At 60.9% G+C, this 25,201-nt stretch carries 26 protein-coding genes and 1 pseudogene; 12 read left to right on the forward strand and 15 right to left on the reverse strand.

The window, feature by feature from the left end:
* Positions 1 to 348 precede the first annotated feature (348 nt).
* The 6 genes and pseudogenes from ACA057_RS30360 to ACA057_RS30385 all read right to left on the reverse strand — a co-directional run.
* Positions 349 to 1,587 (reverse strand): heme biosynthesis protein HemY, encoded by a 1,239-nt coding sequence (locus ACA057_RS30360; protein WP_497344672.1) that lies wholly within the window; start codon positions 1,585 to 1,587, stop codon positions 349 to 351.
* Positions 1,584 to 2,738 (reverse strand): uroporphyrinogen-III C-methyltransferase, encoded by a 1,155-nt coding sequence (locus tag ACA057_RS30365; RefSeq protein ID WP_497344674.1) that lies wholly within the window; start codon positions 2,736 to 2,738, stop codon positions 1,584 to 1,586. Before ACA057_RS30365 ends, ACA057_RS30360 begins: the two co-directional genes overlap by 4 nt.
* Before the next feature lie 16 nt (positions 2,739 to 2,754).
* A complete protein-coding gene (locus ACA057_RS30370) occupies positions 2,755 to 3,522 on the reverse strand; it encodes a uroporphyrinogen-III synthase (RefSeq protein ID WP_497344676.1) in 768 nt (255 codons plus the stop codon).
* Positions 3,519 to 4,460, reverse strand: a complete 942-nt coding sequence (hemC, locus tag ACA057_RS30375) for a hydroxymethylbilane synthase (RefSeq protein WP_497344678.1) — start codon at positions 4,458 to 4,460, stop codon at positions 3,519 to 3,521. The genes ACA057_RS30370 and hemC overlap by 4 nt, the downstream gene beginning before the upstream one ends.
* A 137-nt stretch (positions 4,461 to 4,597) precedes the next feature.
* Positions 4,598 to 5,344, reverse strand: coding sequence for a LytR/AlgR family response regulator transcription factor (locus ACA057_RS30380; protein WP_401355938.1), 747 nt, complete (start codon positions 5,342 to 5,344; stop codon positions 4,598 to 4,600).
* Positions 5,341 to 5,665, reverse strand: a pseudogene (locus ACA057_RS30385) (sensor histidine kinase); the annotation flags it as partial. The pseudogene ACA057_RS30385 and the gene ACA057_RS30380, both read right to left, overlap by 4 nt.
* A gap of 137 nt (positions 5,666 to 5,802) precedes the next feature.
* Between ACA057_RS30385 and argH the strand changes: the two are divergent.
* Positions 5,803 to 7,197: an argininosuccinate lyase gene (gene argH, locus ACA057_RS30390; RefSeq protein ID WP_497344680.1), complete on the forward strand. Its 1,395-nt coding sequence runs from the start codon at positions 5,803 to 5,805 to the stop codon at positions 7,195 to 7,197.
* A gap of 128 nt (positions 7,198 to 7,325) precedes the next feature.
* Here the strand turns inward: argH and ACA057_RS30395 are convergent, their stop codons facing one another.
* The gene (locus tag ACA057_RS30395) at positions 7,326 to 7,985 is read right to left on the reverse strand and encodes a glutathione S-transferase family protein (RefSeq protein ID WP_497344682.1); all 660 of its coding nucleotides are present in this window, start codon (positions 7,983 to 7,985) and stop codon (positions 7,326 to 7,328) included.
* Positions 7,986 to 8,110: 125 nt separating this feature from the next.
* Here ACA057_RS30395 and ACA057_RS30400 point away from each other — a divergent pair, with 125 nt between their 5' ends.
* From ACA057_RS30400 to ACA057_RS30410, 3 genes are all read left to right on the forward strand, one after another.
* Entirely contained in the window at positions 8,111 to 8,395 is a 285-nt protein-coding gene (locus ACA057_RS30400; protein WP_007894899.1) for a hypothetical protein, read from the forward strand.
* 202 nt (positions 8,396 to 8,597) lie between these two features.
* Positions 8,598 to 8,843, forward strand: a complete 246-nt coding sequence (locus tag ACA057_RS30405; protein WP_401355933.1) for a TIGR02647 family protein — start codon at positions 8,598 to 8,600, stop codon at positions 8,841 to 8,843.
* A gap of 191 nt (positions 8,844 to 9,034) precedes the next feature.
* Complete coding sequence (locus ACA057_RS30410) at positions 9,035 to 11,881, forward strand: class I adenylate cyclase (RefSeq protein WP_497344684.1); 2,847 nt, start codon at positions 9,035 to 9,037, stop codon at positions 11,879 to 11,881.
* 5 nt (positions 11,882 to 11,886) lie between these two features.
* On the opposite strand, the gene rnk is transcribed toward ACA057_RS30410, so the two are convergent.
* From rnk to cyaY, 3 genes are all read right to left on the reverse strand, one after another.
* Positions 11,887 to 12,297: a nucleoside diphosphate kinase regulator gene (rnk, locus tag ACA057_RS30415; protein WP_497344686.1), complete on the reverse strand. Its 411-nt coding sequence runs from the start codon at positions 12,295 to 12,297 to the stop codon at positions 11,887 to 11,889.
* 281 nt (positions 12,298 to 12,578) lie between these two features.
* Positions 12,579 to 12,797, reverse strand: coding sequence for a DUF1289 domain-containing protein (locus ACA057_RS30420; RefSeq protein WP_497344688.1), 219 nt, complete (start codon positions 12,795 to 12,797; stop codon positions 12,579 to 12,581).
* 4 nt (positions 12,798 to 12,801) lie between these two features.
* Positions 12,802 to 13,134: an iron donor protein CyaY gene (cyaY, locus tag ACA057_RS30425; RefSeq protein ID WP_401355923.1), complete on the reverse strand. Its 333-nt coding sequence runs from the start codon at positions 13,132 to 13,134 to the stop codon at positions 12,802 to 12,804.
* Positions 13,135 to 13,464: 330 nt separating this feature from the next.
* Between cyaY and lptM the strand changes: the two genes are divergently transcribed.
* The 6 genes from lptM to ACA057_RS30455 are packed head-to-tail and all read left to right on the forward strand — an operon-like array spanning position 13,465 to position 18,075.
* Positions 13,465 to 13,641, forward strand: coding sequence for an LPS translocon maturation chaperone LptM (lptM, locus tag ACA057_RS30430; RefSeq protein WP_497344690.1), 177 nt, complete (start codon positions 13,465 to 13,467; stop codon positions 13,639 to 13,641).
* Between the two features lie 9 nt (positions 13,642 to 13,650).
* Positions 13,651 to 14,898, forward strand: a complete 1,248-nt coding sequence (gene lysA / locus ACA057_RS30435) for a diaminopimelate decarboxylase (protein ID WP_497344692.1) — start codon at positions 13,651 to 13,653, stop codon at positions 14,896 to 14,898.
* Positions 14,899 to 14,902: 4 nt separating this feature from the next.
* Entirely contained in the window at positions 14,903 to 15,733 is an 831-nt protein-coding gene (dapF, locus tag ACA057_RS30440) for a diaminopimelate epimerase (protein ID WP_497344694.1), read from the forward strand.
* Positions 15,734 to 15,746: 13 nt separating this feature from the next.
* Entirely contained in the window at positions 15,747 to 16,472 is a 726-nt protein-coding gene (locus ACA057_RS30445; RefSeq protein ID WP_497344696.1) for a DUF484 family protein, read from the forward strand.
* A 2-nt stretch (positions 16,473 to 16,474) separates the two neighbouring features.
* A complete protein-coding gene (xerC, locus tag ACA057_RS30450) occupies positions 16,475 to 17,374 on the forward strand; it encodes a tyrosine recombinase XerC (protein WP_497344698.1) in 900 nt (299 codons plus the stop codon).
* Positions 17,371 to 18,075, forward strand: a complete 705-nt coding sequence (locus tag ACA057_RS30455) for an HAD family hydrolase (protein WP_497344700.1) — start codon at positions 17,371 to 17,373, stop codon at positions 18,073 to 18,075. The genes xerC and ACA057_RS30455 overlap by 4 nt, the downstream gene beginning before the upstream one ends.
* Positions 18,076 to 18,273: 198 nt before the next feature.
* Here ACA057_RS30455 and sutA read toward each other — a convergent pair whose 3' ends face one another.
* From sutA to glnK, 4 genes are all read right to left on the reverse strand, one after another.
* The gene (sutA, locus tag ACA057_RS30460) at positions 18,274 to 18,594 is read right to left on the reverse strand and encodes a dormancy-specific transcriptional regulator SutA (protein ID WP_497344702.1); all 321 of its coding nucleotides are present in this window, start codon (positions 18,592 to 18,594) and stop codon (positions 18,274 to 18,276) included.
* 102 nt (positions 18,595 to 18,696) lie between these two features.
* A complete protein-coding gene (locus ACA057_RS30465; protein WP_497344704.1) occupies positions 18,697 to 19,122 on the reverse strand; it encodes a secondary thiamine-phosphate synthase enzyme YjbQ in 426 nt (141 codons plus the stop codon).
* A gap of 214 nt (positions 19,123 to 19,336) precedes the next feature.
* Positions 19,337 to 20,674: an ammonium transporter gene (locus ACA057_RS30470; RefSeq protein ID WP_497344706.1), complete on the reverse strand. Its 1,338-nt coding sequence runs from the start codon at positions 20,672 to 20,674 to the stop codon at positions 19,337 to 19,339.
* A 35-nt stretch (positions 20,675 to 20,709) separates the two neighbouring features.
* Positions 20,710 to 21,048, reverse strand: coding sequence for a P-II family nitrogen regulator (gene glnK, locus ACA057_RS30475; protein ID WP_002555808.1), 339 nt, complete (start codon positions 21,046 to 21,048; stop codon positions 20,710 to 20,712).
* 419 nt (positions 21,049 to 21,467) lie between these two features.
* Here glnK and ACA057_RS30480 point away from each other — a divergent pair, with 419 nt between their 5' ends.
* Both ACA057_RS30480 and ACA057_RS30485 read left to right on the forward strand, forming a co-directional pair.
* On the forward strand, positions 21,468 to 21,734 hold the full coding sequence (locus tag ACA057_RS30480; RefSeq protein ID WP_401355905.1) for an accessory factor UbiK family protein: 267 nt from the start codon (positions 21,468 to 21,470) through the stop codon (positions 21,732 to 21,734).
* Positions 21,735 to 22,321: 587 nt separating this feature from the next.
* Positions 22,322 to 23,815: a YifB family Mg chelatase-like AAA ATPase gene (locus ACA057_RS30485; protein WP_497344709.1), complete on the forward strand. Its 1,494-nt coding sequence runs from the start codon at positions 22,322 to 22,324 to the stop codon at positions 23,813 to 23,815.
* 5 nt (positions 23,816 to 23,820) lie between these two features.
* Here ACA057_RS30485 and ACA057_RS30490 read toward each other — a convergent pair whose 3' ends face one another.
* Positions 23,821 to 25,035: an aldose 1-epimerase family protein gene (locus ACA057_RS30490; RefSeq protein ID WP_497344711.1), complete on the reverse strand. Its 1,215-nt coding sequence runs from the start codon at positions 25,033 to 25,035 to the stop codon at positions 23,821 to 23,823.
* Between the last annotated feature and the right edge of the window lie 166 nt (positions 25,036 to 25,201).

Here is a 25,201-nt window from a genome sequence, read left to right on the forward strand (position 1 = left end):
CGTACCAGTAGAGACAAGTGGTTACGGTAGAGGAAAGTGCGCCAGCCTTTCAAGGCGGGCCAGCAGGGACACTTCAACAGCGATGTAGGGAATTCCCGACAGAAGCGAGAGGATCAGATGTAGTCCTCTGTAGGACGTCTCCGACGAGGATATAGGACGGTCAAAACCCCACGAATTTCGACGCTGTGCACACCCCTTGCGAACCCCGCTCATGTAGCAGCGGCCGAAGGCTGTGTTCGGCTGCGAAGCAGTCGCCAATCCTACTAGTTTGATCTACCTGAAACACCGAGCGGACTGGACTTGCGACTGCTGCGCAGCCGGACGCAGGCTGCTACAGAGCGACGGTCGTCAGGCGTGGACGGGAACCGGCAATGGGGCCGCCAGCAGGCGCTCGTCCAGCAAGCCCAGCCCTTCCTGGAATAGCTGATTACTGCGCTCGGTGTCGCCCAATTGGGCCAACAGCCGTGCCAGTTCCGCGCAGGCTTCCGGGTTGCGCTGCACGCGCAGGCTGCTTTCCAGATAATCTCGGGCCTTGCCCCACAGGCTGCTTTGCAGACACAAGCGGCCCAGGGTCAACAGCAGGCTCGGATCGGCTGGGTGGTCCTTGAGCCAGCCTTCGGCGGTGTGCAGTTGACGTGCCGGGTCGCTGCCGCGAACCAACCCGTAAAGTCGCGCCAGGTGGCTATCGTACTTGCGCTTGAGCGCCGTACGCAGAACGTCTTCAGCCTCGACCTGAGCCCCCAGTTGCCGCAGTTGCTCGGCATAGGCAAGCACCAGTTGAGGTTCCTGGCGCTGAGCCGAGGTGAGCTGTTGCCAGGCGCGGTTGAGCGATTGCAAACCGACCGTTCCGTCCTCTTCCTGATGCGCTGCCAGGGACAGGTTCTCACCCCAGGCCCGGCGCTCCAGTTCGGCCAGTTCCGCCGGCGGCAACACCTTGTCCTTGCGCAGCTCCGGCAACAGGCGAATCACTGCCGACCAGTCGCCGCGCTGTTGATGCAGGCGCTGCAACTGGCGCAGGGTCTGGACGTTATGAGGATGACGCTCGTGCATGACTTGCAGGGTCGCCAGGGCGCCGTCGGTGTCGCCACGGTCTGTCTGCAACTGTGCGTGGCTCAAGGCGATCGCCAACTCGGCCTGGGGCTGACGCTCGAGAGCGCGCTCCAGCAGGTTGTCGCTTTCTTCGTAATGACCTTGTTCGTTCGCCGCGCGGGCAGCGCCGAGGTAGTACAGCAACGGCTGTCGCTCGGCTTCGGCAGCCCGATGCAGATGACGCTGCGCACTGGCCCAGCGCCCCTCCGCAAGATCCAGCTGACCGTGTTCGATTGCCACTTGCACCCGACGGCTACGATTGCGTCGCGACCAGGGATTGACCACGCCGCTGGACGTCGTCACCAGTTCGACCAGCGCCTTGATGCCCCAGAACACCAGCCAGAGCACCGCCACCAACGCCAGGGTTGCCCACAGGCTCGATTCGAAACGGAAGCTCTTGTAGGCGATCAGCACGTAGCCGGAATGCTCGGCAATCGCCAGACCCAACGCGGCGGCGGCAGCAATCACCAGGAACACGATCACATAAAGGCGTTTCATGGCGTCGCCTCCTGCGCGGTGCTCGCGTCAGGTTTCGGCAGCGGCTTGATCGAGTCCTCGGCGTTGACGTTACGTCGCTCCAGATAGCCCTGGACCGCGCTCAGCGTGGCGGTCAGATCCGGCGTGACGACGGTGACCGGTTGCTTGCTCAACTCGCCAACCTGCTCGAGCATCACTTTGCTCTGCGGGTTGTCCGGGTTGAAGTTGCCCTTGAGCACATCCCGTGCTTCAGCCAGTGCCTGGGTGTAAACGGCGGGCTGGCCATTGAGCGCGGCCCACTGCGCTTGTTCCAGCGCCAGGCTCAGGGCCAGGCGCACCTGGCTCAGGCTCTGCCCGGCCAACAATGGACGAACATTCTTGTCGGCATTGAAGTCGATGCGAATGTAGCGCGAGACCTGATCCCACCACTGCGACCAGCGACTGGCGCCGTCGCCATCGGCCGTCAGGCCCAGCAAGGATTCGCCACGGTCTTTGTACTCGGGCGCCAGCTCGGTGAGGCTGATGACCTGATCGCGCAGCGCGCCCAGGCGCAGGAACAATCCGGTGCGATCCGGCTGTTCGGTGCTGCGCAACGCTACCAGGGTTTTGGCCACTTGCTCGCGAGCGGCAAAGGAACCCGGATCGTTCTGTTCACGGAGAATTTCATCGGCGCCCTGCACCAGGGCCTGGGCGCTGCTGATGTCCTGCAACGCAGAAAGTCGCAGGCTGGCCAGGCGCAGCAAGTGCTCGGCTTCGGCCAGACGCCAGTCTTTGCGGCTGGCACCGAGGACGGTTTCCAGACGTTGATTCAAGCGCTGTTGATCGCCTTGAAGTTGCGTGACCAAACGACTGCGCGCGTCGAGCACGTCGGCGGCTGGCATTTGTTCGAGGCGAGCGGTCAGGCGCTGTTCATTGAGCTTCAGGTCCTGCGCCTGATCGTTCAATGCCTGGACCTGACTCAACTGCTGCTGGGTATTGGCTTGCAGGTGACGGACCTGCCAGACACCCCAACCGCCGACGGCAACACCGGCAGCGCCGAGCAACAGCGCGACGATTGCCAGCCCATTGCCTCGGCGCTGCTCGGCAGCAGGTGGCGCGGTTTCAACCGGTGCTTCAACCGGCGCATCAAGCACGGGCTGGACGTCATCTTTAGGCAAGGCTGTTTCGCTCACGTATCCATCCTTTGCATTAGAGAACGGGTTCGGGATGCTCCCGTAACGCCGTCAGCAAAGCCGTGGCACTCGCGCCACGACAATCCACAACTGTTTGGGCCCCGGCGGCACGTGCCAGCTCGGCGACCCTGGGGCTTGGAACAAACAACGGCAACCGCGCCAGTATCGGCCAGGCATCGCCGGCCAATTGGTGCAGGTGCTCAAAACCCTGTCCACTGCTGACCACCAGCCCGTTCAAGCGTTCCGCCTGGATCCGCTCGGGTAGCGTCGCTGGCGGGTACTGTGGCAACTCGCGGCGGTACAGTTCCAGATACTCGACACTAGCACCAAGCTCGCGCAAACGCTCAGCCAGCAACTCGCGCCCGCCCTCCCCGCGCAGGATCAGCACGCGTGGATCGCGTCGGGCGATAGCCTCGCGCAGCTGAGGAAGTTCAAGCAAGGCTTCGCTGTCATCCCCTTCCGCCGGGAAGCTCACCTCCAAGCCGTGATCTTCGAGAATCTGTGCGGTCGCCGCGCCCACGCTGAACCACTTCAGAGCCGGTGGCTGCGGCCAATATTGCCTGAGCAGATCGACGCCAATCCTCGCGGCCGGCTTGCTGACCACGATCACCGCGCAGTAGCGATCCAGACCCTGAATCACTTCACGCATTGTGTCAGAGGCCGGGATCGGCGCTATGTCCAAAAGCGGCAAGCTACTGCTGAAAACCCCCTGCTCGGCCAACACACCGGTTAGCGCCGCCGACTCTTCCGCAGGACGCGTCAGCAGCAGGCGCCAGCCAGTCACTCGTGACCTGCCTCGCCGTAGACCGCCTTGAGAATGTCGTTGGCGCCTTGACCCAGAAGGTCCTCGGCCACTCGCACACCCAAGGCTTCGGCATCGCTGCGCGGCGCGCGGGCTTCGGCGCTGAGCAGCAGGCCGCCGCTCGGATCACCCACCAGACCGCGCAACCAGATCTGCTCGCCTTCAAGCACGGCGTAGCAGGCGATCGGCACTTGGCAGCCGCCATTCAAATGTTTGTTGAGCGCGCGTTCGGCAGTGACGCGGGTGGCGGTGTCCTGGTGATGCAGCGGCGCCAGCAATGCGTGGATTTCACTGTCGACGCTGCGGCATTCGATACCCACCGCGCCCTGGCCACCGGCCGGCAGACTGTCGTCGACGCTGATGGCCGAGCTGATGCGATCTTCAAAGCCAAGACGAATCAGGCCAGCGGCGGCGAGGATGATGGCGTCGTATTCGCCGGCATCGAGCTTGGCCAGGCGCGTGTTGACGTTGCCGCGCAGGAAGCGGATTTCCAGGTCCGGGCGACGGGTCAGCAATTGCGCCTGGCGGCGCAGGCTGGAGGTGCCGACGATGCTGCCTGGCGGCAATTCATCCAGGCTTGCATAGGTATTGGAGACGAACGCATCACGCGGGTCTTCGCGCTCGCAGATACAGAACAGACCGAGCCCCTCGGGGAAGTCCATCGGCACGTCTTTCATGGAGTGCACGGCGATGTCGGCTTCGTTTTCCAGCAGCGCCGTTTCCAGCTCCTTGACGAACAGGCCCTTGCCGCCGATTTTCGACAGCGGCGAGTCGAGCAACTTGTCGCCGCGACTGACCATGGGCACCAACGTCACGAGCAGACCGGGATGGGCCTCTTCCAGACGGGCTTTGACGTACTCGGCCTGCCACAGGGCGAGCGCACTTTTACGGGTGGCGATGCGGATTTCGCGAGAGGACATGGATCAATCCGTACTGAATAGATATGACGGATAATAACAGCTCAGCCAAATCCACTTTGACTTGTATCAGATACTGCTTGGCCTCCCTGGCCCCGGATGTCCGGCAATCGGGTGTGAAATCCGCAGCGAACGGCGAATTAAAGCTGCTGCATCATCTTGCGCACACCGGCCACATGGCGGCGGCTGACGATCAACGCGTCGCCGTTCAAGCCTTTGAGGAACAGCTGGAAATGCCCCAGAGGCGTGCGTTGCAGGCGTTCGATGCGCTCGCGGGCGACCAGTGCGTTGCGGTGGATGCGCACGAATCGGTCGCCGAATTCATCTTCAAGGGCCTTGAGCGGTTCATCCAGCAACACTTCGCCGCCTTCGTGGCGCAGGGTCACGTATTTGTGATCGGCAATGAAGTAGACCACCTGACCCAATGGGATCAGTTCGATGCCTTTACGGGTTCGGGCGCTGATATGACTTCGTGGGCCGCTGCCACTTTCGGCGGCAGGGCGGGTCAGGGCGGCGAGCTGGACGCGGTTGGGCCGCTCGGCTTTCTTTAACGCTTCGTGTAGATGTTCTGTACGCACAGGTTTCACCAGATAGCCTACGGCGCTGGCCTGTAAGGCTTCCACGGCAAATTCATCGGGTCCGGTGCAAAACACTACGGCGGGCGGGGTTTCGCGTTCGCATAACCGTGCAGCCACTTGCAGGCCGTCGAGGCCTGGCATGCGGATATCGAGCAATACGATATCCGGCTTGTGGCTGTCGATCAGTGCCAACGCCTCTTCGCCGTTCGTGGCGCTGGGCTCCAGGACACTGTATCCCTCGAGTTCGCCGACCATTCGGCTCAGGCGCTCGCGGGCAAGGGGTTCGTCATCAACGATCAGGACATTCATATTGCGCTGGATTCCTGCGTGAGTCTCGCACAAGGATAGCGTAGACAGGTGAAGTGACGTCCGTCACCGCGATCCACGCTAAGACTAGCGCGAAGGCCAAAAAGTGCCGCTGGTCGGGCGGCTAAATTTTCATCTGCCGGGCGTTTGGCGGCCCAGGCCCGCAATTGCGAGGCATCGCCGTAGGGTTTGCTGATACACAATACGAACACCCCTCTTCTTATAGTCAGCTGCAGCGTCAAGAAGTGCGCTGATCCTACTGTCCAACTGTAGACGGTTGCCGGGACGATATTGCTCAATTGAAAAATATCGTTGCGCAATTGCGCCAAGTCTTGCCCCGAGTATGGGTCGTGCCATGAGAAAAAAACGTATCGACCAGTGTCAGCGACAGGATTGGCATCCCTGTTATTATCCGCGACAGCTTTCAACGCCATCTTTCTTCAACCGATACGAGCGAATTCATGAGCACTGACAAGACCAATCAGTCCTGGGGCGGCCGCTTCAGTGAGCCCGTCGACGCCTTCGTCGCCCGCTTCACCGCCTCCGTCACTTTCGACCAGCGCCTGTATCGCCACGACATCATGGGCTCGATCGCCCACGCCACCATGCTGGCCAAGGTCGGCGTGCTGACCGATGCCGAGCGCGACAGCATTACCGATGGCCTGAAGACCATCCAGGGTGAAATCGAGGCCGGCCAGTTCGACTGGCGCATCGACCTCGAAGACGTGCACATGAACATCGAGGCGCGCCTGACCGACCGCATCGGCGTGACCGGTAAAAAACTGCACACCGGCCGCAGCCGTAACGACCAGGTCGCCACCGACATCCGCCTGTGGCTGCGTGACGAGATCGACCTGATCCTGAGCGAAATCACCCGCCTGCAAAAAGGCCTGCTGGAGCAAGCCGAGCGCGAAGCCGGCAGCATCATGCCGGGCTTCACCCACCTGCAAACCGCGCAGCCAGTGACTTTCGGGCACCACATGCTGGCCTGGTTCGAAATGCTCAGCCGCGACTACGAGCGCCTGGTCGACTGCCGCAAGCGCACCAACCGCATGCCGTTGGGCAGCGCCGCGCTGGCGGGCACCACGTACCCGATCGACCGCGAATTCACCGCGCAGCTGCTGGGCTTCGATGCCGTGGGCGGCAACTCGCTGGACAACGTCTCCGATCGTGACTTCGCTATCGAATTCTGCTCGGCCGCGAGCATCGCGATGATGCACTTGTCGCGCTTCTCCGAAGAGCTGGTGCTGTGGACCAGCGCGCAGTTCCAGTTCATCGATCTGCCGGACCGTTTCTGCACCGGCAGCTCGATCATGCCGCAAAAGAAAAACCCGGACGTGCCGGAGCTGGTTCGCGGCAAGACCGGCCGTGTATTCGGCGCGCTGATGGGCCTGCTGACCCTGATGAAAGGCCAGCCATTGGCCTACAACAAGGACAACCAGGAAGACAAGGAACCGCTGTTCGACGCCGCCGACACCTTGCGCGACTCGCTGCGCGCCTTTGCCGACATGATCCCGGCGATCAAACCCAAGCACGCGATGATGCGCGAAGCGGCCCTGCGCGGTTTCTCCACCGCCACCGACCTGGCCGACTACCTGGTGCGCCGTGGCCTGCCGTTCCGTGACTGCCACGAAATCGTTGGCCATGCCGTGAAGTACGGCGTGGAAAGCGGCAAGGACCTGGCGGAAATGAGCCTGGAAGAACTGCGCAAGTTCAGCGACCAGATCGATCAGGACGTGTTCGCAGTGCTGACCCTGGAAGGCTCGGTGAATGCCCGTGACCACATCGGTGGCACTGCGCCGGCGCAGGTCAAGCAGGCAGTGGCTCGCGGCCAGGCATTGCTCGCCAGCCGCTAAATCGCCAAAAGCTTCGCGAGCAAACCCGCTCCCACATTTGATCTCTGGTGTTCACAGATTTTGTGTTCACATCAGTCTAATGTGGAAGCGGGCTTACTCGCGAAAGCGGCCTAAAGGACGCTCCACACCTACTTCTTGGACGCGACCATCGCCATAAACGCTGGCATCGCCGCTTCCTTGTCCGCCGCGATCCGCTGCACGTTCGGGTTCTGCTCCAGACGCTCCAGCAACGCTCTGGCCGCCGGCATCTGCGCCAACACATCCAGGTCAAACAGCTTCTTCGCCACCGCACACGCCAGCGGCACGCTGTACAGGAAATACAAATCCGCAACGCTCAAACTGTCCCCAGCCACGTACGGGGAGAATTTGCCGTGCCGGTTCAACGACGCAAAACCCAGCAGCAACTCAGCCTTGGTCTTGTCCTTGATCGCCTCCGGCACCGACGCGCCGAAAAACGCTTCGGGATAACAGGCGCGCGCGGGCAGTTCGATGTACAACTCGATTTCCTTGGCCAGCGCCAAAGCCTGCGACCGCTCGAAAGGATCGCTCGACAGCAGCGGCGTGCCTGTCTGGCTTTGCTCGAGGTATTCGAGAATCACGCTGGTTTCGTTGACGAAACCCTGCTCGACACCCAGTACCGGCACTTTCCCACGCGGGCTGATCGCCAGCGCCTCGGGGCTCGGCCCGGGGAAAAACAGGACTTCTTCGAACGGCAGTCCCTTCTCCAGCAATGCCAGCTTGACCATGTTGTAGTAGTTGCTGACCGAAAATCCATAAAGCTTGAGCATTACATAGCCTCCAGGCCGTGCAGGGGGTTGGCAGCGCCAGTTATAGAACGCCCCGGCGCTTCTCGCCAGCAGCATCACAGCGCTGAATGCAGGTAAACTGCCCGTCTTAACTTGAGGAGCCTGCCATGAGCGAGCCAACTGATATCGAGATCGACGAAGAAGAGTTCGCCGAGAACACGCTGATCGAAGCCATTGAAAACCAGATCGAAAGCGACAACCCTCCGGCCGCCAAGGCGACCTTCAACAAGTTGACCCTGGTGGGTTACGAGCGTGAAGAAATCCTCAACCTGATGGCCCACGTTTTGGCGGTAGAAATCGACGCGATCCTCGAAGAAGACCGCGCGTTCAACACCGAATGGTACGAAACCGCCCTGCGCGCATTGCCAGAGCTGCCGCCAGAAAAGAAATAAGCCAACACCCAACCCTGTAGGAGCGAAGCTTGCCCGCGAAGGATTCACCGCGGTCTATCCAAAAAACCGCGTCATCGTTCTTCGCGGGCAAGCCTCGCTCCTACAAAGGTAAAAAAACCCTGTCGCGAGCACTGGACATGGCGCACGAGTGGGCTCACCTTAGGAGCGCTGTCGTCCAATTCCTAGAAAGTCTGGAGTCCTTATGTCGCTTACCCCTGAGTTGGTTGCCGAACTGGAAATCCTTGCCCTCTTCAACCTGGACAGTTCCCAGGAAGGTTTGAAAATTCATCAGACCGCTGCCCCGAAAGCCATTGCCGCCGCCCAACGCCTGTACGAGAAAGAACTGATCGACCAGCCCGATGGCGGTTACCTGACCAGCCTGGGTCGTGACGCCGCGCAAAATGTGCAAACCCTCCTGACCATTCTGAGCGTCCAGGAAACAGCCTGAACACCCCTGCATCGCCCACGGAAACCCTGCTACGGGATTTCCGCGGGCAGTTCGGGTACCTGCTGTCGCCAGGCGTTATAAATCTGACGCCAAAAAACAAAATCAGCTAAAAAGTCCTGCGATTGAGGCGCTAAACTGCCCCTCATCCTGAGACCTCCACGTCCGAGCCCTGCGAGCCGGTTTGAGCTGACATGACCCGCACCCACGAAATCCGCCCCGACCTGGACGAAGGAATCGACCGCAAGGTGCTGAGCCAACTGCGCTCACGATTTCTGAAGCTCAACGACGGCCGCATGGTCCGTGCCATGGAAGGGCTGTCGACCCGCCAGCAAGGCGTGTTGACCCTGCTGCCGTTGTTCTTCCACGTCAATCATCCGCTGTTGCCGGGCTACGTGTCGGGCAGCACGCCTGCCGGGTTGTCGAACTACGAGCCCGACGCCAACACCCTCGCCGAAGCCCAACGCCTGACCCGCTCGTTTTCCTACAAACCCCGCCACCGTAACAATCCGCCGCGGCCCATTCACGGCCTGTTCCTGATGGGCAGTCTTGGCACTCTGGCGCAGGCCGACCAGAGCGACATGGACGTGTGGGTGTGTCACGCACCGGACCTGAGCGAAAACGAGCTCATCGAGCTGCGCAAAAAGTGCCAGTTGCTCGAAGTCTGGGCCGCCAGCCAGGGCGCCGAGGCGCACTTCTTCCTCATCGACCCGGCGCGCTTCGTCCTGGGCGAGCGGGACAATCAACTGAGTTCGGAAGACTGCGGCACCACCCAGCACTATTTGCTACTGGACGAGTTTTACCGCACCGCGATCTGGCTGGCGGGGCGCACGCCGATCTGGTGGCTGGTGCCGGTTTACGAAGAATCGGCTTACGACCGTTACACCCACACATTGCTGTCCAAGCGTTTCATTCGTGCTGACGAAACCCTGGACCTGGGGCATCTGGCGTTCATTCCGCCCGGCGAATTCATCGGCGCCGGGCTCTGGCAGTTATTCAAGGGCATCGAATCGCCGTACAAATCGGTGCTCAAGCTGCTGTTGACCGAGGTCTACGCCAGCGAACACCCCAAGGTCCATTGCCTGAGCCTGCGGTTCAAGCACGCCGTGTTCGCCAATCAACTGGACCTCGATGAGCTGGACCCGTACGTCGTGGTCTACCGGCGCATCGAGGAATACCTCATCGGCCGTGGCGAGCCGGAGCGCCTGGAGCTGGTGCGTCGGGCGCTGTACCTGAAGGTCAATCGCAAACTCACCGGCAGCGGCAATCGCACCCAGAGCTGGCAACGCTCGTTGCTTGAACGCCTGGCCCGCGAATGGCACTGGGACCATCGCCAATTGGCCCTGCTCGACAGCCGCAGCCAGTGGAAAGTCCGCCAGGTCAGCGCTGAACGCCGGGCCTTGGTCAACGAACTGAATTACAGCTACCGTTTCCTCACGCAATTCGCCCGCACTGAGCAGACGGTCAGCCTGATCAACAAACGCGACCTCAACGTGCTGGGTCGACGGCTGTACGCGGCCTTCGAGCGCAAGGCAGACAAGGTCGAGTTCATCAACCCGGGCATCGCCCCGGACTTGGCCGAAGACACGCTGACGCTGGTGCAGGCGCCGAACAAAAAGGAATCGGGGCAAACCCAATGGGGTTTGTATAACGGCAGCCTGACCGCCCACGAGTGGGAACATTTCGCGCCGATCAAGCGCAGCCGCCAATTGCTCGAACTGCTGACCTGGTGCCACCGCAACGGCGTGATCGACAGCAGCACCCGCCTGGCTTTGCATCCGGGCAGCAGCGACCTGAGCGAGTTCGAACTGTTCAACCTGCTCGGCAGCCTGCAACAGAGCATCGCACTGCCCCTGACGACCGTCGCTGAAGAGCCGCTGTTGCGCGCCAGCGTGCCGAGCGAAGTGCTGATTCTGGTGAACGTCGGCGTCGACCCGCTCAAACATCATCGCGACTTGAACATCCTGATGACCACCGAGCGCACCGATTCCCTGAGTTACGCCGGCGTCAGGGAAAACCTGGTGCTGACCCTCGACCAGGTCACACTCAACAGCTGGAACGAAGTGCTGGTCAACCGCTTCGACGGGCCCCACGCGCTGCTCGACTGCCTGCGCGATTACCTCAACGGGCTGCCCAGCGGGCTAAAGCAGCCAAAGCTGCGAGTCCGTTGTTTCTGCCACAACCGCGCGCAGTTCATTGCCCGGCGGGTCGAAGAAATCCTCGACACCGCGCAGAACCTGTTGCTGAGCAAACTCAATCATCGCTACCTGATCCAGGTCCAGCAGCATTACCACGTGCTGGAACTGGTGCCCGGGCAGGTCAATCATGTTGCCCTCGCCACACTCCCGGCGCTGGTCGATTACCTCGGCGAAGAATTGGCCAGCTACAGCCCGCTGCACCTGGACCCGATGGCACTGGAAGACCACGACCTGGCGCTGCTCCTGCCCATGGGTCAGCCCGACTGCATTCAGGTGTTTTACCGAATCAACGAAGACCAGGCCGATCTGTACGTGCTCGATGAATTCAACGCCCTGTGGCAGCAGCGTTTGCCCTGGCACGACGAACAAAGCCTGCTGGTGCCGTTGCAACGGTTCCTGCAATCGATCCAGTACCGACGCGACGCCTTGCTGCCGATGGACGCGACCCAGCCCATAAGCCTGGAAACCTTGTACCACCAACTGCTGCCCTCCGGCCCCGGCCGGGCGCGTCGGGTCGAAGCCAGGCCGGCGCCGAAAACCCCGGTCAACAAACCGTTCTACGACGTGCAGGCGATCGTCGGCAAAGCCGCGCCGGGCGAGGTGCAGGTCACGTTGTATTGCAATCAGCGGGAATTTTCAGAGCTGGAGCATGGCGAGCAACTGTTCAGCGCAGTCGCCCGGGAAATCGTCGGGCAACGCCGCGAGACCGAACGCTACCGTTGCTACATCACCGACCTGGACCTGTCGGGCCTGCTCGGTGATGGTCAGAGTTCATGCAATATCTATCTGCGCTACAAGGCCGACCTGGAGCGCGCATTGAATGAGGCGCTCGAGCAGGTCTGACAGGTTTATTCCGGAAAGTGGCCGCCCTCGGCTGGCTGCGATTCAACTTCCAGCAGGGTCAGCTTCAGGGTTTTGCCACCCGGTGCCGGCCAGTCGATATGCTGGCCAACCTTGAGACCGAGCAGCGCACTGCCCACGGGTGCCAGAATGGAAATCTTGCCTTCGTCGGCGTTGGCGTCCTTGGGGTAAACCAGCGTCAGGTGATAGTCCTTGCCGCTGCTTTCTTCACGGCAATGCACTTTGGAATTCATGGTCACGACATCGGCTGGCACCTCTTCGTGACTAACCAGTGTATCGGCGCGGTCCAGTTCGGTTTGCAGCGCGATAACGCCCGGCAGCGTGTCATCCAGGCTGTCGATCAGGCGTTCCAGACGTTGCACGTCCAGACGGGTAAGGGTAATGGAAGGTGCGGTCATGATCAGGGCAGACTCCTTTCTTCTGCACGAAAAAAGCAAAACCCCGCCAGAAAAAGGCGGGGTTTTCACGAGCCTCGATGGGTTGAGGCGTACCCGGACACTATCACAGCTCAATAAATATACAAGTGAGGGGACAAGGGACCCGATAGGGGGGAAATGATGAGTCGGCCAAGCAGAGATCCTGTGGGAGCGGGCTTGCCCGCGATTGCGGTGTATCAGCCGACATCAATGCTGACTGTCACGCCGCATTCGCGGGCAAGCCCGCTCCCACAGGTTGTGCATCAGGCGCAGGTTTTGCGTTGAGCCGCCTCGGCGCAGATGACCCGGCGGCGATCATCGTCCGCAGAGCGCCATTCACGGATGTCTTCGACATGGCGGAAACACCCGAGGCAGACCTTCTGTTCATCCAGCCGACACACGCCGCTGCACGGCGAAGGCACCGCCGGGCTGACATTACTGTAGAGCGGCTTCGGCGGACGAACGGGAACAGGTTGAGTCACGGCCTCACAGGCCTTCGAAATCGAATTCAGCGCCCGCTTGCTGCATGACGATGCGCTCAAGCATTTCGCCCAACTGCTCTTCGCTCTTGTCGCACATCCAGCGCTCGCTCTCTTCGTCGTAATCGAAGTGGAAACCACCGGACACGGCCGCCAGCCACAGCTGACGCAAGGGTTCCTGACGGCTGAAGATCAACTGGCTGCCGTTTTCGAACTTGACGGTGAGCACACCGGCCGAGCTCTCAAGATCGATATCCAGGTCGCTGTCGTCAAAGATGTCTTCCAGCGTCTGCTGGGTGGCATCGACCAGATCGTGGAAACGGGCTTCGGTCAAACTCATTACGGCAACCTCAAAAAGTGTCTACTCACGCTCAAGCGCCGCAAGATACGGGCGAGCCCCGGTGATTGCAAAGGATAACGACCAAGGGGTCGATACAGCCAGGTTAAACACCGGACCTGTGGGAGCGGGCTTGCCCGCGAAGAGGCCGGCACATTCAAGATAATTGTTGACTGATACTCCGTCTTCGCGGGCAAGCCCGCTCCCACAGGTATTGTGTATGGCCAGTCTGCATCAGTCCAAGCCCCGCCGGACGGGAGCCTCGTTACATAGGCAAGCTGCCGGGTGGCCGGTATACTCCGGCGCAATTAATGCATTTTCAAGGATTTCGCCATGAAGCGCCTGATCTCTTCCCTTGCTGCGGCCGTCGCGGTTGCCTGCCTTGTGTCGGCCTGTGGTCAAAAAGGCCCGCTGTACCTGCCTGACGAGAACCAGGACCCTGCCGAGCAGGCCAAGTCCTCGCAACAGCAGCCTGCGTCCAAAGCACACAAGCACGACGTCTACCAATAAGGGAATGCCATGGACGCTTTTAACTACCGTGACGGCGAGCTGTTCGCGGAAGGTGTTGCCCTGTCTGCCATCGCCGAGCGCTTTGGTACACCGACCTACGTCTACTCCCGCGCGCACATCGAAGCCCAGTACCTGGCTTTTGCCGATGCGCTGGCCGGCATGCCGCACCTGGTCTGCTTTGCGGTCAAGGCCAACTCCAACCTGGGTGTTCTGAATGTCCTGGCCCGTCTCGGCGCCGGTTTTGACATCGTCTCCCGTGGCGAGCTGGAACGCGTACTGGCCGCTGGCGGCAGCGCCGACAAGATCGTTTTCTCCGGCGTCGGCAAGACCCGTGACGACATGCGTCGTGCCCTGGAAGTCGGCGTGCATTGCTTCAACGTCGAATCCACCGACGAGCTGGAACGCCTGCAAGTTGTCGCCGCCGAGCTGGGCGTTCGCGCGCCAATTTCGCTGCGCGTCAACCCGGACGTCGATGCCGGCACGCACCCGTACATTTCCACCGGTCTCAAAGAGAACAAGTTCGGCATTGCCATTGCCGATGCCGAAGACGTGTACATCCGCGCCGCCCAACTGCCTAACCTGGAAGTGGTCGGTGTCGATTGCCACATCGGCTCGCAACTGACCACCCTGCCGCCGTTCATCGACGCGCTTGATCGCCTGCTGGGCCTGGTCGACCGCCTCGGCGATTGCGGCATCTACCTGCGCCACATCGATCTCGGCGGTGGCTTGGGCGTGCGTTATCGCGATGAAGAGCCGCCATTGGCCGCTGATTACATCAAAGCCGTGCGCGAGCGTCTGGACGGTCGTGACCTGGCGCTGGTGTTCGAGCCCGGCCGCTTCATCGTTGCCAACGCCGGCGTGCTGCTGACCCAGGTCGAGTACCTCAAGCACACCGAGCACAAAGACTTCGCCATCGTCGACGCGGCCATGAACGACCTGATCCGCCCGGCGCTGTATCAAGCCTGGATGGACGTCACCGCCGTGCGCCCGCGTACTACCGCCGCGCGCGCCTACGATATCGTCGGGCCGATCTGCGAGACCGGCGACTTCCTGGCCAAGGACCGTGAACTGGCCCTGGAAGAAGGCGACCTGCTGGCCGTGCATTCGGCCGGTGCCTATGGGTTTGTCATGAGTTCCAACTACAACACCCGCGGCCGTGCCGCTGAAGTGTTGGTGGACGGTGATCAGGCAATCGAAGTGCGTCGCCGTGAGACGGTAGCCGAGTTGTTTGCTGGCGAAAGCCTGCTGCCGGAGTAAAACCATGCTGCTGCGTTTTACCAAGATGCACGGCCTGGGCAATGACTTCATGGTCCTCGACCTGGTCAGCCAGCACGCGCACATCCTGCCCAAACACGCCAAGCAATGGGGCGATCGGCACACCGGCATCGGTTTCGACCAGTTGCTGATCGTCGAAGCGCCGAGCAACCCCGACGTGGATTTCCGCTATCGGATCTTCAACTCCGACGGCTCGGAAGTGGAACAGTGCGGCAACGGTGCGCGCTGTTTCGCCCGCTTCGTGCTCGACAAGCGCCTGACCGCAAAACGGCAGATTCGCGTCGAAACCAAAAGTGGCATTATCGAGCTGGATATCCGCAGCGACGGCCAGATCGGTGTGAACATGGGCGCGCCGCGCCTGGTGCCGGCCGACATTCCCTTCGACGCGCCGGAACAGGCAAAGAGCTATCAGATTGACGTCGACGGCACCCCGGTCGAGCTGGCCGCCGTGTCCATGGGCAACCCCCACGCCGTGCTGCGGGTCAGCGACATCAACAATGCACCGGTGCATGAACTGGGGCCAAAAATCGAGCGTCACCCGCGCTTTCCGGCGCGGGTCAATGTCGGTTTTCTCCAGGTCATCGACCGCAACCGCGCGCAATTGCGCGTCTGGGAACGCGGGGCCGGGGAAACCCAGGCTTGCGGAACCGGCGCCTGCGCTGCCGCAGTCGCCGCGATCAGCCAGGGGTGGATGGATTCGCCGCTATTGATCGACCTGCCTGGCGGGCGCTTGTCCATCGAATGGGCAGGCCCTGGCCAGCCGGTCATGATGACCGGCCCGGCAGTGCGCGTATATGAAGGACAAGTGCGTCTTTGAGAGAGTCAAATCCATGAAAGATAAGCCTCAGGTCCCCGCCCTACAGCCCGACGAATCCCCTTCCGAAAGCCTTGAGGCGGCGGCGATTGCCGCGTACCTGGAGGCTCATCCGGATTTCTTCGTCGAGCACCAGGAACTGCTCCCGGCCTTGCGCATTCCTCACCAGCGCGGCGATACAATCTCGCTGGTCGAGCGGCAGATGACCATCCTGCGCGACCGCAACATCGAGTTGCGTCATCGGCTCTCGCACCTGATGGACGTGGCCCGCGACAACGACCGGTTGTTCGACAAGACCCGCCGCCTGATTCTCGCGCTGATGGACGCCAACAGCCTGGAAGACGTGGTGATCAGCGTCGAAGACAGCCTGCGCCAGGACTTCCAGGTGCCCTTTGTCAGCCTGATCCTGTTGGGCGACAACCCGATGCCGGTCGGCCGTTGGGTGACCCACGCCGACGCGCAAACGGCCATTGGCGGCTTGCTCTCGGAAGACAAAAGCGTCAGCGGCAGCCTGCGTGAGCACGAACTGGACTTCCTGTTCGGCGAAGAACAACGCAAGCAGATCGGCTCCACCGCCGTCGTCGCCATCAGCTATCAGGGCATCCACGGCGTCCTGGCCATCGCCAGCCGCGATCCGCAGCACTACAAGAGTTCGGTGGGCACGCTGTTCCTCAGCTACATCGCCGAAGTCATGGGCCGCGTGCTGCCACGGGTCAACAACTCCCTGCGCTCGGTACGCTGATCGTGGAACGGCAACTGGACGCTTACTGCGAACACCTGCGCAGTGAGCGGCAGGTGTCGCCGCACACGCTGTACGCCTACCGCCGTGACCTCGACAAAGTGCTGGGCTGGTGCGTCAAACAGAACATCAGCAGTTGGGCGGCCCTGGACATCCAGCGCCTGCGCAGCCTGATCGCTCGCCTGCATTCACAAGGTCAATCGTCCCGTAGCCTGGCGCGGCTGCTGTCCGCGGTGCGTGGGCTCTATCACTACTTGAACCGCGAAGGCCTCTGCGACCACGACCCGGCCAACGGCCTGGCGCCGCCCAAAGGCGAACGACGCCTGCCGAAAACCCTCGACACCGACCGCGCGCTGCAGCTGCTTGAAGGCGCGGTGGAAGATGATTTTCTGGCGCGGCGGGATCAGGCAATTCTGGAGCTGTTTTATTCCTCCGGGTTGCGGCTGTCGGAGCTGACCGGGCTTAATCTCGATCAGCTGGATTTGGCCGACGGCATGGTCCAGGTGCTCGGTAAAGGCAGCAAGACGCGACTGTTGCCGGTCGGAAAAAAAGCACGCGAAGCCCTGGAACTGTGGCTGCCGCTGCGGGCCATGACCAACCCGGCGGACGACGCGGTGTTTGTCAGCCAGCACGGCCGGCGCCTCGGCCCTCGGGCGATTCAGGTGCGGGTCAAGGCTGCCGGCGAGCGCGAGCTGGGCCAGAACCTGCATCCGCACATGCTGCGCCACTCCTTCGCCAGCCATTTGCTGGAATCCTCACAGGACCTGCGAGCGGTGCAGGAATTGCTCGGCCACTCGGACATCAAGACCACCCAGATCTACACCCACCTGGACTTCCAGCACCTGGCCACGGTGTACGACAGCGCCCATCCACGGGCCAAACGCATTAAGGGCGATGATTCATGACTCTTCAATTGATCACCTTCGACCTCGACGACACCCTGTGGGACACCGCCCCGGTGATCGTCAGCGCCGAAGCCATCTTGCGTGAATGGCTGACCGAACACGCGCCGAACCTCGGTGCCGTGCCGGTGGAACACTTGTGGACCATTCGCGAGCGAATCCTCGGCAGCGAGCCGAGCCTCAAGCACCGCATCAGTGCCTTGCGCCGCAAAGTGCTGTTCCATGCGCTGGAAGAGGCCGGTTACGACCACGGCCAGGCTTCGGACCTGGCCGACAAGAGTTTTGAAGTGTTCCTGCACGCAAGGCATCAGATCGAGGTGTTCCCTGAAGTCGAGCCGACGCTGGAGACGTTGGCCAAGCATTACGCCTTGGGCGTGGTCACCAACGGCAACGCCGATGTGCGCCGTTTAGGGCTGGCGGATTACTTCAAGTTTGCGCTGTGCGCCGAAGACATCGGCGTCGCCAAGCCGGACGCGCGACTGTTTCACGAAGCATTGCAGCGTGGCGGGGCAACGGCCGAGACGGCGGTGCATGTCGGCGATCATCCGGGTGATGACATTGCCGGGGCGCAGCAGGCGGGGTTGCGGGCAATCTGGTTCAACCCGGCCGGCAAAGCCTGGGAAGCCGACAAGGCCCCGGATGCCGAGATTCGCAGCCTGACCGAATTGCCGGCGCTGTTGGCGCGGTGGAACGTCCAACACTGATCCTGAGGAGTACAAAAATCCAATGTGGGAGCGGGCTTGCTCGCGAAGGGGTCGTGTCAGTCGACATCACCTTGACTGACCTACCGCTTTCGCGAGCAAGCCCGCTCCCACAGGGATCACCGCAGATTCGAGACTTATACTCCACCCATGAAAAAGCCCGCAGCGACGGCGGGCTTTTTCAGCAAGCAAGCAGCAGCCTTAGATAGGCCGGCTGCCGTACTTGTTGTCAGGCTTCTTGGGCGGATCGGCGACCACATTGGCCTCCACTTCCTGCACCTTGCCGCCCTTGGCCAGGAACTCTTCCATGGCCTTGGCCAAGGCATCACGTTCCTTGTTTTTTGCTTCAACGCTCGGCAGCTCATCGACCGATACCGCTGCCTTGGCTTTGCCTTTGGCGGTCGGAACGGGCGCTTCACCGCCGTCGTCTTCAACGACGTCGTCCGCCGCTGCTTCCAGACCTTCTTCGGTTTCGTCGTCGCCTACTTCGAGGTCGTCGTTTTCCAGATCATCGTCGCTCATGTTCTACCTCATGACTTGCGAAAAGCAGATTAGTTATAGCCCAGCTTCGCCGTCTGTCGAAGGCCGCTGGAAAAAATTCTACAACCGCTGGTAACCAGCGGCTTATGCCCCTTCACCGTGCACGGTGGCGAGGACTTTACGGGCACCGCCATGATCACGGTGCTCGCCCAGATAAACGCCTTGCCAGGTCCCCAGCGCCAGTCGGCCTGCCGAAATCGGCAAACTGAGCTGACAGCCAAGTACGCTGGCCTTGAAGTGCGCCGGGAGGTCGTCCAGGCCTTCGTCGTTATGCTCATAGACGTCTGTTCCTTGTGGGATCAGACGATTGAAAAATCGTTCGAAGTCGCGACGTACCGCCGGATCGGCGTTCTCGTTGATGGTCAACGACGCCGAGGTATGCTGCAGCCACAAATGCAACAGACCGACCCGACATGCCTTGAGTTCAGGCAGGCCGGCGAGTAACTCGTCCGTTACCAGATGAAAGCCCCGGGGCCTCGCCCGCAGGGTAATCAGAGTCTGTTGCCACATACAGTTCTCCGCACGTTCGGGGCGCATTCTAGCGCGCTCTGGGAAAAAACAAAGGCCCTAATATTCCTTCAATCATGTAAGCCATTGGCCGCAGAAAATCACCCGTCGTAAACACCACTAAACGTGTACGAAAAAACCTTTCAGCAGTTCCTACACTGACAAACGCCAGACAAAAAAATGCCCGGCAAGCCGGGCAAGTTTTTTATGCGCGTGCTTACAAGTTGTAGCCGCGTTCGTTGTGAAGCGCCAGATCGATGCCGACAGCCTCTTCTTCTTCGGTGATGCGCAGACCCATGACGGCGTCCAGGACCTTGAGAATGATGAAGGTGACGATCGCGGTGTAGATCACCGTGAAGCCCACGCCTTTGCACTGGATCCAGACTTGTGCGGCGATGTCGGTCACGGTGCCGAAGCCACCCAGGGACGGCGCAGCGAACACACCGGTGAGGATCGCGCCGAGGATACCGCCGATACCGTGCACGCCGAAGGCGTCCAGGGAGTCGTCATAGCCGAGTTTGCGTTTCAGGGTGGTGGCGCAGAAGAAGCACACCACGCCCGCTGCCAGGCCGATCACCAGAGCACCCATCGGGCCCACGGTGCCAGCGGCTGGCGTGATGGCAACCAGACCAGCGACAACACCCGAAGCGATACCCAGAGCGCTTGGTTTGCCGTGAGTGATCCACTCGGCGAACATCCAGCCCAGTGCAGCAGCGGCGGTTGCGATTTGGGTAACCAGCATCGCCATACCGGCCGTGCCGTTGGCGGCAGCGGCGGAACCGGCGTTGAAGCCGAACCAGCCCACCCACAACATAGCCGCGCCCATCAGGGTGTAACCGAGGTTGTGCGGGGCCATCGGGGTGGTCGGGAAGCCTTTGCGCTTGCCCAGTACCAGGCAGGCAATCAGACCGGCCACACCGGCGTTGATGTGCACCACGGTGCCGCCGGCGAAGTCCAGCACGCCCCAGTCCCACATCAGGCCGCCGTTGCCGGACCAGACCATATGCGCAATCGGTGCATACACCAGGGTGAACCAGACGCCCATGAAGATCAGCATCGCGGAGAACTTCATCCGCTCGGCGAAGGCACCGACGATCAGCGCTGGGGTAATGATCGCGAAGGTCATCTGGAAGGTGATGAACACCGCCTCAGGAAACAGTGCCGCGGGCCCGGTCAGGCTCGATGGCGTGACACCGGCGAGGAATGCCTTGCCCATGCCGCCGAAGAAGGAGTTGAAGTTGACGACGCCCTGCTCCATGCCGGTGGTGTCGAACGCGATGCTGTAGCCATAAATGACCCACAGAATGCTGATCAGACCGGTAATGGCGAAACACTGCATCATCACGGAAAGAATATTTTTGGAGCGAACCATGCCGCCGTAGAACAGCGCGAGGCCGGGAATGGTCATGAACAGCACGAGGGCTGTCGAGGTCATCATCCAGGCGGTGTCGCCGGAGTTGAGGACTGGGGCCGCCACTTCGTCTGCCGCCATAGCCAGGCTGGGCATTACGAGGGACAACAGGGCTCCTAGCCCTGCGAGTTTACGCAGAGTCATATTGTTTTCTCCTGGGGCGTTGGGTTTGTGGCGGCTTAGATTGCGTCGGTATCGGTTTCGCCGGTACGGATGCGAATCGCCTGTTCCAGATTGACCACGAAGATCTTGCCGTCACCGATCTTGCCGGTGTTGGCAGCCTTGGTTATCGCCTCGATAACCCGATCAAGATCCTTGTCGTCAATGGCGACATCAATCTTCACCTTGGGCAGAAAATCGACCACGTATTCCGCGCCGCGATACAGCTCGGTGTGACCCTTCTGCCGCCCGAAGCCTTTGACTTCAGTAACGGTAATGCCCTGCACGCCGATCTCGGACAGCGACTCGCGCACGTCGTCCAGTTTGAACGGCTTGATGATGGCAGTGACTAGCTTCATGAAAACTCTCTCCCGAATTGGTGGACTTGCCCCAGGAAAACAAACCCGACTCAAGTCTAAGCGCAGTGCCTGGCTTTGTAACGCATCGTCGGCCTTACCTGCCCGTCCGACGCCTGCTAACCACTCCGCACGAAACGCATCCCCCGTTCCGCTTGGCGCACTGCATTCGTCACAGCGACTGCATCAGTGCATGGGTCACTACCGACTAAGCAGAAAGCTTGCCATCTCCACAAAACCCTCTGTTTTCAAGCCCTTGGCCGCAGATGCCGATCACTTCGCCACAACTCCTGTCGCGTTACGCACAACAACAGTGCGACGCCGTCCGTCCGCATGCGCGAAAAGCGTGCACGGCCAGCGCTCGGGATTGACTATAGACACTGCGTGATACACTGCCCGCCATTGTTGACAGGATATTTCCCATGCTCGCGCCCAAAGACTTCCTCGACGCCCTGACCGGCACCGCCTCCCGCCTCTTCAGCGGCGACACCCCACTGCCGAAAAGCGAAATCGAAAGCCAGTTCAAGGCTTTGTTGCAAAGCGGCTTTAGTAAGCTGGATCTGGTGAGCCGGGAAGAATTCGATAGCCAGATGGTCGTGCTGGCGCGGACCCGGGCTCGGCTGGAGAGTCTTGAAGCGAAGGTTGCAGAGCTGGAAGCGAAGCTGAATCCACCTGCTGACGCCGAGTAACTGATCGTTCCCACGCTCGTGGGAACGATCATTCAGCGCTAATTCCAGGCAACGTTTACAAAGATCACACCGCCGTCCGATTGCGCCACAAAGCCCCGGTTCCTAAGCTCACCCAATGCTGAATGTTCAGCACTGGGTTTGGCGACCCGGAAGCTTAAGGCGCACAACGACCATCCGATGGCGGAGCTTTGTTCCCGCCACATCGAGTCATGGCGGTTGTGCGTGGGAGACCTTCGGGTCTGCCGGGTTCCTTTTGCTCCGGTTCGCCAACCCTCGTACAACTGCCACCCAATTGTTTGGCGACAATTGCCGGCAGCCCTTAAGCAAAAGGAGCTGTATCAATGAATAGCGATGACGCTTATCTAAACCAGCTCTCGTCCCTCCCCCCGACAAACAATGCCAGCCCCGGCGCAACCTTTGTAGCAGCTGCCGAACGCAGGCTTCGCCAGCTGCTATAGATCGCGTGACGGCTTTGGCCAGTAACATTCTGCGAAAGTTTTGCGCCTGAATTGCCAAGCTCAAACGCCACCTCACAACTACCCTTCAAAAACCGCAGGAAGCGGCTCCCGCCAACTCAAGGAACGACCATGTCCCTCTCCATCGTCCACAGCCGCGCCCAGATTGGTGTGGATGCCCCCGCCGTCACCGTAGAAGTCCATCTGGCCAATGGTCTGCCATCGCTGACGATGGTCGGGTTACCCGAAGCGGCGGTAAAGGAAAGCAAGGATCGGGTACGCAGCGCGATCATCAATTCCGGCCTGCAATTTCCCGCTCGGCGCATCACCTTGAATCTCGCTCCCGCCGACTTACCAAAGGACGGCGGGCGATTTGATTTGGCGATTGCCTTGGGGATTCTGTCCGCCAGCGTGCAGGTGCCGACGTTGACGCTGGATGACATTGAATGCTTGGGTGAATTGGCGTTGTCAGGCGCGGTACGGGCCGTGAGGGGCGTGTTGCCGGCGGCACTGGCTGCGCGCAAGGCCGGGCGTGCGTTGATGGTGCCGCGGGCGAATGCCGAGGAGGCGTGCCTGGCGTCGGGGCTGAAGGTGATTGCTGTGGATCATTTGCTGGAGGCGGTGGCACACTTCAATGGTCATACGCCGGTCGAGCCCTACGTCTCCGATGGTTTGCTCTATGCCAGCAAACCCTACCCCGACTTGAATGAAGTCCAGGGCCAACTCTCGGCCAAGCGCGCATTGCTGATCGCAGCGGCGGGCGCTCATAACCTGCTGTTCAGCGGGCCGCCGGGCACGGGGAAAACCCTGTTGGCCAGTCGTTTACCGGGGCTGTTACCGCCATTGTCCGAGAGTGAAGCGCTGGAAGTCGCGGCCATTCAATCCGTCACCAGTTGCGTACCGTTAAGCCACTGGCCACAGCGTCCTTTCCGCCAGCCCCATCACTCCGCCTCCGGCCCGGCGTTGGTGGGTGGCGGCTCACAGCCACAACCCGGCGAAATCACCCTCGCCCACCACGGCGTGCTGTTCCTCGATGAACTTCCGGAATTTGATCGCAAGGTATTGGAGGTTTTGAGAGAGCCATTGGAGTCGGGTTGCATCGTGATTTCCCGCGCCAAAGACCGCGTACGCTTCCCGGCGCGCTTTCAATTGGTGGCGGCGATGAACCCCTGTCCCTGTGGATATCTTGGCGAACCCAGCGGCAAATGCAGTTGTACGCCCGACATGGTTCAACGCTACCGCAACAAACTGTCGGGACCGCTGCTGGATCGTATCGACCTGCACCTGACCGTCGCCCGTGAAGCGACCGCATTGAATCCCGCATCGAAACCCGGAGACGACACGGCCACCGCTGCCGCCCTGGTGGCCGACGCGCGAGAACGGCAACATAAACGCCAAGGCTGCGCGAACGCCTTCCTCGATCTGCCGGGCTTGCGCCGCCACTGCACGTTATCCACAACCGATGAAACCTGGCTGGAAACCGCCTGTGAGCGTTTGACCTTGTCCCTACGGGCAGCCCATCGACTGCTCAAAGTCGCGCGGACTTTGGCGGACCTCCAGCAAGTCGATGGCATCACCCGTGAACATCTGGCCGAAGCGCTGCAGTATCGGCCGAGCGCCCATTGATGGCTTTACTCCTTGGTGAGATCCACCAACGGCGCCTGCTGCACTTCCGTCTCCCGCCCACCCTGAATCTCTTTCACCCGACTCAACGCTTTATCCACAGCTCCTTTATCCGCCAGCAAGCTGTAGCTGATCTGAAACTGCTTCTGCTCTTTAGGGCCAATCGTCGGCACCAGGTTCAGCGGCCGCTGATACCGGCGGTTGTAGGAAAAACTGGTGCCCGGTTCAAGACCGGTGACGTAGCCCTGGCCTTGTGTGTCGGTGTTTTTCCACAGGGAGAACACCGGCAACTGCTGAGTATTAAAACCCACCGATACCCCAAGGCTGCCCGCCTTGTTATGCAGCACGGTCAGCGTATCGCCCTTGGCATCGGCATAAGGCACGACGTTGTACACCGTCTCGTCGTAATCCTTGGTCGGCGCGCGATAGGTTTGCCAGTCCGGCAGATCCCCTTTGGCCTTGTCGTTGAACGGCGACACCTGTTTGACCGGCGCAACAAAACGCGCGCCTTGCTCCAGAAATGGCGTGCTGAAGTTGCTGTGATACAGCGCCTGATATTCCTTCGGGTAGTCACCGTTGTTGGTCAGCGTGTCGTTGAGGGCAAACGCTACGCTGCCTGGCTCGGTCACCAGTTCGGTGAGCACCGAGAAGTCGACTTTCTTGAACGCCTGTTCTTTCAACTCGCCGCGCAGGCTGATGGCGTAGGGCGGTTTTTCGTCGATGTGCAGGGTGACTTTGCTGGCCGGGATGTTGGCGGCGCGACCGTGCAAGGTCAGCAGTTCGCCGTTGTCCATGCCGGGGTGGCCGACCCATTCGTAACCGCAGCGGGTGACCAGTTCGTTGAAGCCTTCAAGCCAACCCAGGCCACCACGGCCGTTGAGTTCGATGAAGGACGGATTGACCACGTCCTTGACCGGCGAATCCCAGCCCATGCGCACAGTGCCGACCGACGCTTGCAGGACGTTCATCCCGCGGGTGGGCACTACCGAGAGTTTCATCGTGCCGTTATCGATGTCGACAATGCTGACGCCCTCCTGCCGACCACCGTGCAAGGTGCGCAGGGTCACGGAGAAGGGTTTGTCGGTTTTCACCCCGAGTTGCTGGCTAGTGATTTGCCAGTTCTGGGCGGCTTTGTCGGTGTCGAGCAGCACGTAATCCCAAGCCATGGCGTGGGAGGCAGCGGTCAGTGCGCCGAGGGTTACAGCGAGTTTGAGCGGGGACATGATGGGAGCCTTTCTTGGAGTTGTGCGGATTTTATAGTCTTGCTGAAACGATTCATCAAGGTTAAAAAACACAACATCGAAGGCAAGGTGGCAGTAATGCGGTTTTTGGGGTTAAAACCGGGGAATCGAGTCGATCCCTTCGCGAGCAAGCCCGCTCCCACATTTT

Source organism: Pseudomonas sp. LBUM1661 (assembly GCF_059695925.1).

Coding starts and splice junctions, on each gene's coding strand:
- ACA057_RS30360 (WP_497344672.1), bottom strand. CDS start 1,587: ATGAAACGCCTTTATGTGATCGTGTTCCTGGTGATTGCTGCCGCCGCC.
- hemC (WP_497344678.1), bottom strand. CDS start 4,460: ATGTCCTCTCGCGAAATCCGCATCGCCACCCGTAAAAGTGCGCTCGCC.
- ACA057_RS30380 (WP_401355938.1), bottom strand. CDS start 5,344: ATGAATGTCCTGATCGTTGATGACGAACCCCTTGCCCGCGAGCGCCTG.
- argH (WP_497344680.1), top strand. CDS start 5,803: ATGAGCACTGACAAGACCAATCAGTCCTGGGGCGGCCGCTTCAGTGAG.
- ACA057_RS30395 (WP_497344682.1), bottom strand. CDS start 7,985: ATGCTCAAGCTTTATGGATTTTCGGTCAGCAACTACTACAACATGGTC.
- ACA057_RS30400 (WP_007894899.1), top strand. CDS start 8,111: ATGAGCGAGCCAACTGATATCGAGATCGACGAAGAAGAGTTCGCCGAG.
- ACA057_RS30405 (WP_401355933.1), top strand. CDS start 8,598: ATGTCGCTTACCCCTGAGTTGGTTGCCGAACTGGAAATCCTTGCCCTC.
- ACA057_RS30410 (WP_497344684.1), top strand. CDS start 9,035: ATGACCCGCACCCACGAAATCCGCCCCGACCTGGACGAAGGAATCGAC.
- rnk (WP_497344686.1), bottom strand. CDS start 12,297: ATGACCGCACCTTCCATTACCCTTACCCGTCTGGACGTGCAACGTCTG.
- cyaY (WP_401355923.1), bottom strand. CDS start 13,134: ATGAGTTTGACCGAAGCCCGTTTCCACGATCTGGTCGATGCCACCCAG.
- lptM (WP_497344690.1), top strand. CDS start 13,465: ATGAAGCGCCTGATCTCTTCCCTTGCTGCGGCCGTCGCGGTTGCCTGC.
- lysA (WP_497344692.1), top strand. CDS start 13,651: ATGGACGCTTTTAACTACCGTGACGGCGAGCTGTTCGCGGAAGGTGTT.
- dapF (WP_497344694.1), top strand. CDS start 14,903: ATGCTGCTGCGTTTTACCAAGATGCACGGCCTGGGCAATGACTTCATG.
- ACA057_RS30445 (WP_497344696.1), top strand. CDS start 15,747: ATGAAAGATAAGCCTCAGGTCCCCGCCCTACAGCCCGACGAATCCCCT.
- ACA057_RS30455 (WP_497344700.1), top strand. CDS start 17,371: ATGACTCTTCAATTGATCACCTTCGACCTCGACGACACCCTGTGGGAC.
- sutA (WP_497344702.1), bottom strand. CDS start 18,594: ATGAGCGACGATGATCTGGAAAACGACGACCTCGAAGTAGGCGACGAC.
- ACA057_RS30465 (WP_497344704.1), bottom strand. CDS start 19,122: ATGTGGCAACAGACTCTGATTACCCTGCGGGCGAGGCCCCGGGGCTTT.
- ACA057_RS30470 (WP_497344706.1), bottom strand. CDS start 20,674: ATGACTCTGCGTAAACTCGCAGGGCTAGGAGCCCTGTTGTCCCTCGTA.
- glnK (WP_002555808.1), bottom strand. CDS start 21,048: ATGAAGCTAGTCACTGCCATCATCAAGCCGTTCAAACTGGACGACGTG.
- ACA057_RS30480 (WP_401355905.1), top strand. CDS start 21,468: ATGCTCGCGCCCAAAGACTTCCTCGACGCCCTGACCGGCACCGCCTCC.
- ACA057_RS30485 (WP_497344709.1), top strand. CDS start 22,322: ATGTCCCTCTCCATCGTCCACAGCCGCGCCCAGATTGGTGTGGATGCC.
- ACA057_RS30490 (WP_497344711.1), bottom strand. CDS start 25,035: ATGTCCCCGCTCAAACTCGCTGTAACCCTCGGCGCACTGACCGCTGCC.